This is a genomic window from Arthrobacter arabinosi, from assembly GCF_054511115.1.
Genome location: NZ_JBTNDF010000002.1, coordinates 93,485 through 107,067 on the forward strand (window position 1 = coordinate 93,485; position 13,583 = coordinate 107,067).

The window sequence follows — 13,583 nt, forward strand, 5'->3', positions numbered from 1 at the left end:
GGGCAACAGGTCAGTCGTCGCCCTCGGTGGCCTCGGGCAGCTCGATGCCGGTGTCCTCGGAGAAGTCATCCGCGACGACGGGCGAGAGCGAGAGCTTTCCGCGGTCGTCGACCTTGGTGATCTCCACCTGGATCTTCTGGCCCACGGAGACGACCTCGTCGACGTTGTCGACGCGCTTGCCACCGGCGAGCTTGCGCAGCTCGGAGATGTGCAGCAGGCCGTCCTTGCCCGGGGTCAGCGAGACGAACGCACCGAAGGTCGTGGTCTTGACGACCGTGCCCAGGTAGCGCTCACCGATCTCGGGGACCTGCGGGTTCGCGATGGCGTTGACCGCGGCGCGGGCGGCTTCCGCCGACTCGCCGTTCGTCGCACCGATCAGCACGGTGCCGTCGTCCTCGATCGAGATGTCCGCCCCGGTGTCCTCCTGGATCTGGTTGATCATCTTGCCCTTGGGGCCGATGACCTCCCCGATCTTGTCCACGGGGATCTTCACCGAGATGATCCGCGGCGCGAATTCGGAGAGCTCGTCCGGGGTGTCGATCGCGGCCTGCAGGACGCCGAGGATGTGCAGCCGTGCCTCGCGGGCCTGCTTCAGGGCCGCGGCGAGCACGGAGGCGGGGATGCCGTCGAGCTTGGTGTCCAGCTGGATGGCCGTGACGAACTCGGACGTGCCGGCGACCTTGAAGTCCATGTCGCCGAAGGCGTCCTCGGCTCCGAGGATGTCGGTCAGTGCCGCGTAGCGGGTCTGGCCGTCGACGACGTCGGACACGAGGCCCATGGCGATGCCGGCGACCGGTGCGCGCAGGGGGACGCCGGCGTTGAGCAGCGACAGCGTGGAGGCGCAGACCGAGCCCATCGACGTCGAGCCGTTGGAGCTCAGCGCCTCGGAGACCTGGCGGATCGCGTAGGGGAACTCCTCGCGCGTCGGCAGGACGGGCACGAGGGCGCGCTCTGCCAGTGCTCCGTGGCCGATCTCGCGGCGCTTCGGCGAACCGACGCGGCCGGTCTCACCGGTGGAGTAGGGCGGGAAGTTGTAGTTGTGCATGTAGCGCTTGCGCGTGACGGGCGACAGCGAATCGATCTGCTGCTCCATCTTGAGCATGTTCAGCGTGGTGACGCCCATGATCTGGGTCTCGCCGCGCTCGAAGATCGCGGACCCGTGCACGCGCGGCAGGACCTCGACCTCGGCCGTGAGCTTGCGGATGTCGCTGAGGCCCCGGCCGTCGATGCGGACCTGGTCCTTCAGGATGCGCTGCCGGACGACGGCCTTGGTGAGCGAGCGGAAGGCTGCGGAGAGTTCCTTCTCGCGTCCCTCGAACTGGGCGCCGAGGGCGTCCATGAGCTCGGCCTTGAGGGCGTCGGAGGCGCTCTCGCGCTCCTGCTTGTCGGCGATCCGGAAGACCTGCCCGAGCTTCTCGGCTCCGGCGGACTCGATCGCGGCGTAGACGTCGTCCTGGTAGTCGAGGAAGACGGGGAACTCGACGGTCGGCTTCGCGGCGCGGCCGGCGAGGTCCGCCTGCGCCTCGCACAGGGCGCGGATGAACGGCTTCGCGGCCTCGAGGCCGTCGGCGACGATCTCCTCGGTGGGGGCGGTGGCGCCGTTCTCCTTGATGAGCGTCCAGGAGTTGTCGGTGGCCTCGGCCTCGACCATCATGATGGCCACGTCGTCACCGGCGATGCGTCCGGCGACGACCATGTCGAAGACGGAGTTCTCGAGCTCGGAGTGCTTCGGGAAGGCGATCCACTGGTCGGAGCCACTGCCGTCGGAGACGAGGGCGACGCGCACGCCACCGATCGGCCCGGAGAAGGGCAGGCCGGAGAGCTGCGTGGACATCGACGCCGCATTGATGGCGACGACGTCGTAGCGCACGTCCGGGTTGATCGCGAGGATGGTCACGACGACCTGCACCTCGTTGCGCAGGCCCTTCACGAACGCCGGGCGCAGCGGACGGTCCATCAGGCGGCAGGCCAGGATGGCCTCCGTCGAGGGGCGGCCCTCGCGGCGGAAGAACGAGCCCGGGATGCGGCCCGCGGCGTACATGCGCTCTTCGACGTCGACGGTCAGCGGGAAGAAGTCGAATCCTTCGCGCGGGTGCTTGCCGGCCGTGGTGGCCGAGAGCAGGGCGGTGTCCTCGTCGATGTAGACCATGGCAGAGCCTGCGGCCTGCTGGGCGAGCCGCCCGGTCTCGAAGCGGACGGTGCGTGTTCCGAAGCGACCGTTGTCGATCACTGCTTCGGCGAACTGAATTTCGGGACCCTCCAAGAGAGTCACCTCCGTTTCCTGGTAGCGGGGGCAACCGGCACCCGACGTGGCCCGTCCCTCGTGGACGGCCACAGCACCCGGTCTTCGATCGAGATCCACGGAACGGCCGGTCCGGCGTCGTCCGGAGATCACTACCGAGGACCGCGAATGCGTGGTGCCGGTTGACTCCTGTTGTGCGTGGGGTACTTCGTGCTGTCTCCAGCGCAAAAGGCGGCTCCCCCTCCGGGGAGAGGGTGCCGCCTTCAGATGCTGGTTATCGACGCAGGCCCAGGCGCTCGATGAGCGACCGGTAACGCGTGATGTCGGTGTCCCGCAGGTAGTCCAGCAGGCGACGGCGGCGACCGACGAGAAGAAGCAGGCCACGACGCGTGTGGTGGTCGTGCTTGTGCATCTTCAGGTGCTCGGTCAGGTCGAGGATGCGGCGGGAGAGCATCGCGATCTGTACCTCGGGTGAACCGGTGTCACCTTCGGCCAGGGCGTATGCCTTGATGATCTCCTGCTTGATGGCGGCGTCAAGGGCCACGAGTAACTCCTAGAGTTGTACCGTGAACAGGTGCTGAGCGTCGTTTGCACGACGACACAGAAAAATCCAGCCACCACGGACTGCAGCCGGATCTCCGTCAAGTCTAGCGTCTGGGCTGATGTTCTGTCGAAAGCAGGCCGCGCGCGCGGTCGACGTCGAGCCTCATCTGCTCGATCAGCGCCTCGGGCCCCGTGTAGGTCACCTGACCGCGCAGGCGCTCCACGAACTCCACCACCACCGACTGCCCGTACAGGTCGAAGTCCTGCACGCGTTCGGGCGGACGGTTGATGACGTGCGCCTCGACCTGGCGGTCCACGCCGTCGAAGGTGGGGTTGGAGCCCACGGACACCGCTGCGGGCCAGCGCGTACCCGCGCCGTCGATGAGCCAGCCCGCGTAGATGCCGTCGGCGGGGATGAACCCCTGGGCGGAGGCGGCCAGGTTCGCCGTCGGGTAGCCGAGTTCCCTGCCGCGCGCGGCACCGTGCACCACCTCCCCGCGCATGCGGTGGGGGCGGCCGAGCACGCGGGCCGCGGTGGCCACGTCACCGGCCTCGAGGGCCTCCCGCACCCACGTCGAGGAGCAGCGGCGGTCGCCGTCGGCGTCCGTGGCGTCCGCGGGGTAGCTCGCACCGAAGTCGTCGATGGTGATGACCTCGAAGCCGAGCGCGCGGCCGAGCTCGCGCATCGTGTCGAGGTCGCCGCTGTTGCCCCGGCCGAACCGGACGTCGTGGCCGATCACCACGGCCCTGGCCTTCAGCGTCCGCACGAAGACGCGTTCCACGAATTCCTCGGGCGAGTCGGAGGCGAGGTCGAGGGTGTAGTGCATCATCAGCAGGGCGTCGATGCCGGTCTCGGCGAGGGTCTCGACGCGGTCGTCGAGACCCATGATGAGTTCGGGGGCGGAGTCCGGCCGGTGGACCTGGGCGGGATGCGGGTCGAAGGACACGACGACGGCCGCCGCGGACCGCTGCCGTGCCGCCTCGACGACCTGCTGCAGGACCCGCTGGTGGCCCCGGTGCACGCCGTCGAAGTTGCCGAGCGTCAGGACGGAGGGCCCGAAGTCCTCGGGCACGCTGTCCAGGTCTCTCCAGTAGTACACGCATCTCCTTCGCGGATTCGGCCGATCCCCGGGACCGCGGGGAGGGTCCGGCGGGTCGCCGATCCCATTATGGCCGAAAGCCGCGTCCCGGACGGCATCGTGCCCCCGCTGCGGCGGACCCGGCAGGGCCGGGCGTGGTGCGTCGCCCGGCTAGCTGCGCCGGTCGAATTCCTTGCGCATGTTGCTCGTCTTCGCGATGTACTTGTGCCACACGAGCAGGGCCGGCGGGAAGGCCAGTTCGACGACCATGAGGACGATCATGACGTAGTTCGGGGTGCCCGAGAACGCCCAGGACAGGACGCGCCCGATACCTCCGATGAACACCATGAGGCACACCAGCCAGAGCATGTTGGCCCACTGGAACTTGATGGCGATGGTGATGAAGGCCGCGCCGACGCCGACCATCATGGCCGAGAAGAAACGGAACTGGCTCTCGAGGGTCGGGTTGACCGGACTGCCCTCGGTGTCCGGCAGGCCCGCCGTCCCGAGGATCAGGTAGTAGGCGCCGAACCCCGCGAGGACCAGGCCCACCAGGACGACGACGGTGCGGAACACGTTCCAGTCGCCGCCCGTGGACGCCTTGCCCGGGTTCCCGCCCTTGGTCGGGGTGCCGCCCGTGGCGGCCGTGGTGCCCTTCGTCCCGGACGGGGCGTCCGCTGTCCCCGACCCGGGCGTCGCCGCACGCGCCGGGGAGGTCCCCGCGGGCCGTCCGCCGCCGGCGGAGGAGTTGTCGTGCTCGGGGCTGTTGCTGGTCATGTCGCTCCCTGGAGGCAGGCTGGATGATGCTCTAGCGCCATACTCTCACGGCGGGAAGCACCGCCGGCAGCACGGGACGGGGATTCCCCCGTCCACCACGTCGGCTGCAGTCGGCGGTCGGCCGGGTCCCGCCGTCAGGTCCGGCCGGGCCTGTTCCTGCGCAGCCAGACCAGGCCGAGGATCGGCAGGACGAGCGGGACGAAGCCGTAGCCGCGCCCGAAGACGGACCAGACGGTCTCGCTCGGGAACGCCCGGGCGTCGAAGATGCTGAGCAGTCCGACGGCGAGGACTCCCACGAGCTCGGTGGTCACCGCGACGACGGAGACGCGGTAGGCCCGCGCGCCCGGCCGTGCCAGGGAGACGGTGGCGACGACGTACACCACGGCCGCGAGGGCGGAGAGGAGGTAGGCCAGCGGCGCCTCGTCGAACTTCGTGAGGATCTGGAACGTGGCGCGCGCCGTCGCTGCCAGCGCGAAGACCCCGTAGACGGCGATCAGCAGCCGGCCGGGTCCCTGGGCACGGCTCGTCCCGCCCGTGGCGGGGGCGCTTCCCTGCTGCTCCTGGCGATCGCTCACAATCCCGCCACTCCATCCCAGATCTGTTCCATGCGGAAGAGCATGACGAACACCGTCAGTCCCGCCGCGGCCAACACGAAATTGCTCCACCGTGTCCTCTCGAGGATCGACCACCAGAACGCCCCCACCGGCACGAGGAGCGCGGTGAGCAGGTAGCCCCAGAACTCCCAGGCCTCCCCGAGGACCGGCTCTCCGGCCAGCTGGCGGATCACGGCGCCGACGGTGTAGGCGAGGAGGAAGAGTTCCACGGCGGCGATCGAGAGGATGGTGATGTCGTTGGGCGGCCGGCGCAGCACGCCGGCGCCGGCGCACAGTACCGCGGACACGGCACACGTGAGCACCCCGATGAGGAAGAAGGGATCCACGCCTATTCCTTGCCCCCGGGGGCGAACACGAGGACGGTGCGCGCGGCCCCGCCGCGGTTCTCGAGCAACGCCACGAGGGTGCCGTCCGGCGCGAACGCCGCGACCGGCGCCTCCGGATTCTCGTTCGGGGCCACCTTCCGGCCGTGCGACACGTCCGCCGTCTCGGTGTCCGAGAGTTCGCGGACGGGGAACAGCGCGCGCCCGGCGTCCTCGAGCGAGAGGACGTCCAGCTCCTCGGCGAGCTGCTCCAGGGTGCGGGCGTGCTCGATCGTGTACGGCCCCACCTGGGTCCGGCGGAGCGCGGTGAGGTGGCCGCCGACGCCCAGCGCGGCGCCTAGGTCGCGGGCGAGGGCGCGGATGTACGTCCCGGAGCTGCATTCGACGGTGACATCGACGTCCTGGAGGCGGCCGTTGCTCACGCGCCGCACGGCGTGGACGTCGAAGCGGTGGACAGTCACGGGACGCACCGGGAGGTGGACCTCCTCGCCGGAGCGGACGCGCGTGTAGGACCGTTCGCCCTTGACCTTGATGGCGCTCACGCTGCTCGGCACCTGCTGGATCTCCCCCGTGAGCGCGGCGACGGCCGTCCGGATGTCCTCCTCTGTCACCGCCGCGGCGATGCTCCCGCCGGTGACCTCGCCCTCGGCGTCGTCGGTGAGGGTGGACTGGCCCAGGCGGATCGTGGCGGTGTACGTCTTCGTGGTCCCGACGATGAAGGTCAGCAGTCGCGTCGCCCGGTTGATCCCGACCACGAGGACCCCGGTGGCCATCGGATCGAGGGTGCCGGCGTGGCCGACCTTCCGGGTCCCGGCCAGGCGGCGGAGGCGTCCGACGACGTCATGACTGGTCCAGCCCTGCGGCTTGTCCACGATGATCAGCCCTGAGTGGACCTGCCCGGCATTCACGCTCCCAGTATATGGTCCGCGTCGGGGCGCACCGTGCGCGATAGCATCCTCCGTATGCCCTCCGCCCCAGCCCATGTCGTGAACGTCCCGGTCAACCAGATCCGCGAGATCACGCAGGCGGCGTGGGCGACGCCCGACGCCATCGTGCTCAGCATCGGCGAGCCGGCCTTCCCGGTGGCACGGCACGTGCTCGAGGCGGGCATGGCCGCGCTGGACCGGGACGACACCAACTACACGCCGAACGCCGGCATCGCCCCGGCCCGGGCCGCCTTCGCGGGACGGTTCGCGCGCCTCTCCGGGGTCGACGACGATCCCTCGCGCGTCTTCGTCGTCGCCGGCGCGCAGCAGGGACTCCACCTGGCGCTCAGCACCCTCATCGGGGCGGGTGACGAGGTCCTCATCCCCGATCCGGGCTACCCGACCTTCGCGATGACCGTGGGCCTGCTCGGCGGCGTCCCGGTGCCCTACCCCCTGGTACCCGAACATGGTTTCCAGCCGAGGATCGAGGACCTGCGGGGGCTGGTCACCGACCGGACGAGGGTGCTCATGCTCAACTCGCCGTCGAACCCGCTCGGCTCGGTGTTCGATCACGGGCTCACGCGGGACCTCGTGCGGTTCGCTCACGAGCAGGATCTGTGGGTGATCTCCGACGAATGCTACGAGGCCTTCACCTACGACGTCCCCCACGTCAGCCCTGCACGGTTCGATGCCGGTGGTCCCGAGGCGGTGCCGGAGGCCCGGGAGGCTCGCGTCATCACGTCGCTCACGCTGTCCAAGACGTACGGCCTGACGGGCCAGCGGATCGGGGCGCTCGTCACGCCGCCTGGCATGGAGCCGCTGCTCAGCAACATCATGGAGGCCACGGTGTCCTGCGTCTCGGCGTCGTCGCAGTACGCCGCCGTCGCCGCCCTGACCGGACCCCAGGACTACGTGGCCACGGCGCTGCAGCACTACCGGGCGAACCGCGACGCGGCGACCGCCGTCCTCGACCGGCTGGGGATCGGTTACCTCGACGCCCGCGGGGCCTTCTACCTGTGGGCGGATCTGTCCCACGCGACCGCCGGCGACGTCCGCACCTGGACCCGCTCGTTCCTCGCGGAGCGGGGGGTCGCGTTCGCGCCGGGAACGGCCTTCGGGGCCCGCGGTGAGGGATGGGTGAGGATCGCCCTCTGCGGCCGGACCGAGGATCTCGTCGAAGGACTGTCCAGGCTCCCCTCCCCTGCCCGGCAGGCCTGACCCACTCCTGAGGATGCGGAAGGCAGCCGACCCCGCGGGGTCGGCTGCCTTCCGCAGGTGGTCCGGACGGGTCAGCGGCTAGCGCGCCGCTTCGTCGTCCTCGGAGGTGCGGTACGGGTCCGCGTCGCCGGCGAAGTCCGCGCCTTGGGCGATCGCGGCCACCTCGGCGTCGCGCTCGCGCGCCTTCTGCAGGAGTTCCTCGAGGTGGCTGGCGTTGACCGGCACCTCGTCGGGGACGAACTCGAGGGTCGGGGTGAGGCGTGCGGTGATGTTCTTGCCGACCTCCGACCGCAGCACGCCGCGGGCGGACTCGAGCGCCATCCGGGTGGCCTGCTGCTCTTCGGCGTCCCCGAGCACGGTGTAGTACAGGGTGGCGTGCTGGAGGTCGTTCGTGACACGGGCGTCCGTGATGGTCACGGCTTCCAGCCGGGGGTCCTTCACGCGGCGCCGCAGTGCCTCGGCGACGATGACTTTGATGCGCTGCGCGAGCCGCGCGGCGCGGGCCGGATCTGCCATTGCTGTTACTCCTACTGAAGCTGGTCTGGTGAGGGACTCCGTGAGGGGTCCCGGCGGTCCGACAGGTCGGGCGCCCCGGAGACCCGGGGCGCCCGTCCTGTCCTACCTGCTAGGCGCGGGGCTTCTCCCGCATCTCGAAGGTCTCGATGGTGTCGCCTTCCTTGACATCGTTGAACGAACCGAGGCCGATACCGCACTCGAAGTCGGTGCGGACCTCGGTGGCGTCGTCCTTGAAGCGCTTGAGCGAGTCCACGGAGAGGTTGTCCCCGATGACCTTGCCGTCGCGCAGGACGCGGGCCCTCGTGTTGCGTCGGATGATGCCCGAACGGACGATCGAACCGGCGATGTTGCCGAACTTTGAGGAGCGGAACACCTCGCGGACCTCTGCGGTACCGAGCTGCACCTCCTCGTACTCCGGCTTGAGCATGCCCTTGAGGGCCAGCTCGATGTCGTCGATCGCGGCGTAGATGACCGAGTAGAAGCGCATGTCCACGCCTTCACGCTCGGCGAGGTCCGCCACGCGCTCCGCCGGCTTCACGTTGAAGCCGATGATGATCGCGTTGTCGACCGTGGCCAGGTTGACGTCGTTCTGCGTGATGGCGCCGACGCCACGGTGGATGACGCGCAGCTGCACGCCCTCTCCGACGTCGATCTTGAGCAGCGAGTCCTCCAGGGCCTCGACGGCACCCGACACGTCACCCTTGAGGATGAGGTTGAGGGTGTCGACCTTGCCCTCGGCGACGGCCTGGTCGAAGTCCTCGAGGCTGATGCGCTTGCGGCGCTTCGCGAGGGCCGCGTTGCGGTCCGCCGCTTCACGCTTCTCGGCGATCTGGCGGCCGGTGCGCTCGTCGTCGGTGACGAAGAACGTGTCACCGGCACGGGGGACGTTGGACAGGCCCAGGACCTGGACCGGACGCGACGGTCCCGCCGTCGTGACGACGTCGCCGTTCTCGTCGAACATCGCCCGCACACGGCCGTGGGCCGTACCGGCGACGATGGTGTCGCCGACGTGCAGCGTTCCGGACTGGACGAGGACGGTGGCGACCGCTCCGCGGCCCTTGTCCAGGTTCGCCTCGATCGCGATACCGCGGGCGTCCTTGTTCGGGTTGGCCCGCATGTCCAGCGCGGCGTCGGCGGTGAGCAGGACGGCCTCGAGGAGTTCGTCGATGCCCATTCCCTGCAGCGCGGAGACGTGCACGAACATCGTGTCGCCGCCGTACTCCTCGGGTACGAGTCCGTACTCGGTGAGCTGGCCCTTGACCTTGTCCGGGTTCGCGCCTTCCTTGTCCATCTTGTTGACGGCCACGACGATCGGCACGTTGGCCGCCTGCGCGTGGTTCAGCGCCTCGACGGTCTGCGGCATGACGCCGTCATCGGCCGCGACGACGAGCACCGCGATGTCCGTGACCTTCGCACCACGGGCACGCATGGCGGTGAACGCCTCGTGGCCCGGGGTGTCGATGAAGGTGATGGCGCGGGTTGCGTCCTCGTGGAGGTGCTGGATCTGGTAGGCACCGATGTGCTGGGTGATGCCACCGTGCTCGCCCTCGACGACCTTGGTGTTCCGGACGGCGTCGAGCAGTCGGGTCTTACCGTGGTCGACGTGACCCATGACCGTGACGACGGGCGGGCGTGCCTCGAGCTGCTCGTCGCCCTCGGCTTCCAGTTCGGCATCGAAGTCGATGTCGAAGCTGCTGAGGAGTTCGCGCTCCTCGTCCTCGGGCGAGACGACCTGGATCAGGTAGCCGAGCTCGGTGCCGAGGACCTGGAAGGTGTCCTCGTCGAGGGACTGCGTCGCCGTGGCCATCTCACCGAGGTGGAACAGCACGGTGACCAGCGCGGCGGGGTTCGCCTCGATCTTGTCGGCGAAGTCGGTGATGGACGAACCGCGGCGCAGGCGGACGATGGTGGTGCCGTCTCCGCGGGGTACGCTCACGCCGCCCAGCGAAGGAGCCGACATCTGCTCCAGTTCCTGCCGCTTCGCACGCTTCGACTTGCGCTGCTTGCCGCGGCCTGCTCCACCCTTGCCGAAGGCGCCGGCGGTGCCGCCGCGTCCGCGGCCGCCCTTTCCGAAGCCGCCACCGGCGGGCGCCCCGCTGGGGCTGTTCGGTGCTCCGCCGGGTCCGCGACGCGGTCCGGCACCTGCCGCGCCGGGTGCTCCGCGGCCGGGGGCAGCGGGACGTTCGGTGCGGTTCGGCATCATGCCGGGCGTGGGGCGCGAGCCCGGGGCTCCTGCGGGGCGGGGTGCGCCCGGACGCGGTGCGCCGGGACGGGGTCCGCCGGCACCGGCTGCGGGGCGGGGTCCGCCCGCACCGGCTGCGGGACGGGGTCCACCGGCACCGGCAGCAGGACGCTGCGGGGCGTCGTCGCGACGACCGGGGCGGGGCATGCCCTGCGACGGGGCGAACGGGTTGTTGCCGGGACGAGGGGGACGGTCCGCTCCGCGCTCGACTCCGCGATCGGTCTCGCCGCGGCGCGAGCCCATGCCCTGCGACGGCGCGAACGGGTTGTTGCCGGGGCGCGGCGTGCCACCGGGACGGGCGCTCGTGGGGCGCGTCGTCCCTGCCGATGGTGCAGCGGGCGGGGTGGCAGGACGGGGCGCGGGGCGGGTTCCCTCCCCGGAGCCCTCGCCCTGCGCGGTCTGCTGCGCGGGGGTGTCCTGTGCCGCGGGCGCGGGGGTCTGCTCCGCAGCCGGTGCCGGGGCGGCCGGAGCGGGGACGGAACCGTTGGAGAACGGCGACGCCTGCGGGGCGACGGGAGCGGCCGGGGCTGGTGCTGCCTCCGCGGCGGGGGCAGCCGGCGCCGGAGCTGCCGGAGCTGCCGGTGCCTCCGGAGCTGCCGCTGCCTCCGGAGCTGCCTGCGCGGCGCCCGGCTTCGGGCCCGGAGACGGCGCCGAGGGGCGCGTCGGTGCGGCGGCTGCCTTGGGCGCGGCGTCCGGGAAGGCGCCGCGAAGCTTCTTCACGACGGGGGCTTCAATGGTGGAAGAGGCTGAACGAACGAATTCGCCCAGTTCCTGCAGTTTCGCAACTGCGTCTTTCGAGGTTATACCGAGCTCTTTCGCGAGCTCGTGTACGCGGACCTTGGCCACATTTCTCCTGTCTCGGTCCGCACCGAGTCAGGCACGAACCGTCTATTTCCTACTGCTGATCCCGGTCGCAAGCGCGGCCGGCAGATCGAATGCAGAGCGCAACGGATTGGTCATCGTCGCGCACTCATCGCTGGGTGCTCATCGGGTTTCCATGAGGGTACTGACCCGCTTTCAGGGAGGACGGTGGTGTGTCGGAGCGCTCATCTCGACGCTCCAGGTGTGCGTGGAAGGACGCTGCCAACTGCGCAGTGTCCACCGGGCCGCGGAAGGCCCTGTTGAAGGCTTTCCGCTTGACGGCTGTTTCCATGCATGCCGGGTCGGGGTGCAGCCAAGCACCCCGTCCGGATAGCCGGCGCCGCTCATCGACGACGGCGATGACCTGCCCGTCGATCGGTCGTGCAACAACCCGCATCACGTGTGACTGGCGGTCCCGCCGGCGGCATCCTACGCAGGTGCGTATCGGATAGGCCTCGGCCGGGCGCGACTCGACATCAGTCCCTCCCATTCTACCCCTTCCGGTACTGCCTCCCGACCGGCGGCCTAGGCCTTGGCCGCGGAGGCCTGGGCCGCGTCGGACACGATGTCGATCCGCCAGCCCGTGAGCTTCGCGGCGAGGCGCGCGTTCTGGCCTTCCTTGCCGATCGCGAGGGACAGCTGGTAGTCGGGGACGACGACGCGCGCTGACCGGGTGGCCTCGTCCGTGATGGTCACGGACGTCACGCGCGACGGCGAGAGGGAGCTGGCGATGAACGCGGCGGCGTCGTCGTTGTAGTCGACGATGTCGATCTTCTCGTCGTTGAGCTCGTTCATGACCGCGCGGACGCGGCTGCCCATCTCGCCGATGCAGGCTCCCTTGGCGTTCACGCCCTGGACGTTCGCCTTCACGGCGATCTTGGTGCGGTGCCCGGCTTCGCGGGCGAGGGCGACGATCTCGACCGTCCTGTCGGCGATCTCGGGCACCTCCAGCTCGAAGAGCTTGCGCACGAGGCCGGGGTGCGAGCGGGAGAGCGTGATGGAGGGGCCCTTCATCCCGCGGTGCACGTCGACGACGAACGCGCGCAGCCGGGTGCCGTGCAGGTACTTCTCCCCCGGCACCTGCTCGGGCGGTGGCAGGACGGCCTCCACCGAGCCGAGGTTGACCTGGATCATGTGCGGGTTGGTGCCCTGCTGGATCATGCCCGCGACGAGTTCGCCCTCCTTGCCGCGGAACTCGCCGAGGATGTTGTCGTCCTCGGCGTCCCGCAGGCGCTGGAGGATGACCTGGCGTGCCGTGCTCGCGGCGATCCGCCCGAAACCGGTGGGGGTGTCGTCGAACTCGCCGACGGGCGCGCCGTCCTCGTCCTTCTCGGTGGCCCAGATGGTGACGTGCCCGGTGCGGCGGTCGAGCTCGGCGCGGGCCGTCTCGTGGGAGCCGGGCGACCGGTGGTAGGCGATGAGCAGCGCCTGCTCGATCGTGGGGACCAGCTTGTCGAGGGGGATCTCGCGCTCGTGCTCGAGGAGCCTCAGTGCGCTCATATCAATGTCCATGGGGTTCTCCTTACGCGTGGTGCACGGCGCCGGAGATGTCCGGATCGGCCCCATCGCTGTCATCGTGGTGTTCATCCTCAAGATGCGCGAATTCGACCTGGACGGTCCCCTTGCGGATCCTGGAAAACTCGAGGGCGAGCGGATCGCCCTGCTTGGGCTTCATGCCCTTCTTGACCGGCAACTGCGGGATCAGCCGGATCCCGGTGTCCGTGGCTTCCTGCAGGCGGCCGAGGATGGTGTCGCCGGTGACGGGCTTCACCTCGACCATGCGCCCGATGTTGCGGCGCCAGTGCCGCGGTTCGGTGAGCGGGCGGGAGACCCCGGGCGAGGAGACCTCGAGGCTGTAGGGACGGTCGTCGTCCTCCAGGCCGTCCATCGCGGTGGAGAGGTCCGTGGAGACCGCGGAGATCAGGTCGAAGCCGACGCTTCCCGTGGCGTCTTCGGGCAGGTCGACGACGACGTGCACGGTGCGGTGGGACCCTGCGACCTTGACCTCGACATCCTCCAGATAGAGGTTGTGCTGGTCGACCACCGGCTTCAGTTCGGTCCGCAGGCGCTGCGCTTCGGCCTGCAGCTCGACCTCTGAGGCCGACTTGCGGGTCGAGGCGTGATTTTCGTTCCCTGACCGGACCGTCATGACTGCCTCCCACTCGATGATGTTGTGCTCCAAGAGTACCGACATTCCGCGGCACCGGCTGTATCGCCGGGTGGAACGGGGCATCCCGTGACA

The 13,583-nt window shown here is 69.8% G+C and carries 13 protein-coding genes; 1 reads left to right on the forward strand and 12 read right to left on the reverse strand.

What is annotated here, in order from left to right; genetic code table 11:
* Positions 1-10: 10 nt before the first annotated feature.
* The 7 genes from ACX80P_RS04675 to truB form a co-directional block, all read right to left on the reverse strand.
* The gene (locus tag ACX80P_RS04675) at positions 11-2,263 is read right to left on the reverse strand and encodes a polyribonucleotide nucleotidyltransferase (RefSeq protein ID WP_459277493.1); all 2,253 of its coding nucleotides are present in this window, start codon (positions 2,261-2,263) and stop codon (positions 11-13) included.
* Positions 2,264-2,516: 253 nt separating this feature from the next.
* Positions 2,517-2,786 (reverse strand): 30S ribosomal protein S15, encoded by a 270-nt coding sequence (rpsO, locus tag ACX80P_RS04680; RefSeq protein WP_459276891.1) that lies wholly within the window; start codon positions 2,784-2,786, stop codon positions 2,517-2,519.
* 103 nt (positions 2,787-2,889) lie between these two features.
* The gene (locus ACX80P_RS04685; RefSeq protein ID WP_459276892.1) at positions 2,890-3,885 is read right to left on the reverse strand and encodes a bifunctional riboflavin kinase/FAD synthetase; all 996 of its coding nucleotides are present in this window, start codon (positions 3,883-3,885) and stop codon (positions 2,890-2,892) included.
* A gap of 150 nt (positions 3,886-4,035) precedes the next feature.
* A complete protein-coding gene (locus tag ACX80P_RS04690) occupies positions 4,036-4,641 on the reverse strand; it encodes a DUF4345 domain-containing protein (protein WP_459276893.1) in 606 nt (201 codons plus the stop codon).
* Between the two features lie 134 nt (positions 4,642-4,775).
* Positions 4,776-5,216 (reverse strand): hypothetical protein, encoded by a 441-nt coding sequence (locus ACX80P_RS04695; protein WP_459276894.1) that lies wholly within the window; start codon positions 5,214-5,216, stop codon positions 4,776-4,778.
* Positions 5,213-5,581 (reverse strand): hypothetical protein, encoded by a 369-nt coding sequence (locus ACX80P_RS04700; protein WP_459276895.1) that lies wholly within the window; start codon positions 5,579-5,581, stop codon positions 5,213-5,215. The genes ACX80P_RS04695 and ACX80P_RS04700 overlap by 4 nt, the downstream gene beginning before the upstream one ends.
* Before the next feature lie 2 nt (positions 5,582-5,583).
* Positions 5,584-6,486 (reverse strand): tRNA pseudouridine(55) synthase TruB, encoded by a 903-nt coding sequence (truB, locus tag ACX80P_RS04705; RefSeq protein WP_459276896.1) that lies wholly within the window; start codon positions 6,484-6,486, stop codon positions 5,584-5,586.
* 54 nt (positions 6,487-6,540) lie between these two features.
* Here truB and ACX80P_RS04710 point away from each other — a divergent pair, with 54 nt between their 5' ends.
* Positions 6,541-7,722 carry a pyridoxal phosphate-dependent aminotransferase gene (locus ACX80P_RS04710; protein ID WP_459276897.1) on the forward strand — a complete coding sequence of 394 codons (1,182 nt, stop codon included), beginning with the start codon at positions 6,541-6,543 and terminating at the stop codon, positions 7,720-7,722.
* A gap of 78 nt (positions 7,723-7,800) precedes the next feature.
* Here ACX80P_RS04710 and rbfA read toward each other — a convergent pair whose 3' ends face one another.
* From rbfA to rimP, 5 genes are all read right to left on the reverse strand, one after another.
* Positions 7,801-8,238: a 30S ribosome-binding factor RbfA gene (gene rbfA, locus ACX80P_RS04715; protein WP_459276898.1), complete on the reverse strand. Its 438-nt coding sequence runs from the start codon at positions 8,236-8,238 to the stop codon at positions 7,801-7,803.
* A gap of 109 nt (positions 8,239-8,347) precedes the next feature.
* Positions 8,348-11,326 (reverse strand): translation initiation factor IF-2, encoded by a 2,979-nt coding sequence (gene infB, locus ACX80P_RS04720; RefSeq protein WP_459276899.1) that lies wholly within the window; start codon positions 11,324-11,326, stop codon positions 8,348-8,350.
* 124 nt (positions 11,327-11,450) lie between these two features.
* Complete coding sequence (locus ACX80P_RS04725; RefSeq protein ID WP_459276900.1) at positions 11,451-11,831, reverse strand: YlxR family protein; 381 nt, start codon at positions 11,829-11,831, stop codon at positions 11,451-11,453.
* 35 nt (positions 11,832-11,866) lie between these two features.
* A complete protein-coding gene (gene nusA / locus ACX80P_RS04730) occupies positions 11,867-12,853 on the reverse strand; it encodes a transcription termination factor NusA (protein WP_459276901.1) in 987 nt (328 codons plus the stop codon).
* 10 nt (positions 12,854-12,863) lie between these two features.
* A complete protein-coding gene (rimP, locus tag ACX80P_RS04735) occupies positions 12,864-13,490 on the reverse strand; it encodes a ribosome maturation factor RimP (RefSeq protein WP_459277494.1) in 627 nt (208 codons plus the stop codon).
* Between the last annotated feature and the right edge of the window lie 93 nt (positions 13,491-13,583).

Coding starts and splice junctions, on each gene's coding strand:
- nusA (WP_459276901.1), bottom strand. CDS start 12,853: ATGGACATTGATATGAGCGCACTGAGGCTCCTCGAGCACGAGCGCGAG.
- ACX80P_RS04690 (WP_459276893.1), bottom strand. CDS start 4,641: ATGACCAGCAACAGCCCCGAGCACGACAACTCCTCCGCCGGCGGCGGA.
- rbfA (WP_459276898.1), bottom strand. CDS start 8,238: ATGGCAGATCCGGCCCGCGCCGCGCGGCTCGCGCAGCGCATCAAAGTC.
- ACX80P_RS04710 (WP_459276897.1), top strand. CDS start 6,541: ATGCCCTCCGCCCCAGCCCATGTCGTGAACGTCCCGGTCAACCAGATC.
- ACX80P_RS04725 (WP_459276900.1), bottom strand. CDS start 11,831: ATGGGAGGGACTGATGTCGAGTCGCGCCCGGCCGAGGCCTATCCGATA.
- rimP (WP_459277494.1), bottom strand. CDS start 13,490: ATGACGGTCCGGTCAGGGAACGAAAATCACGCCTCGACCCGCAAGTCG.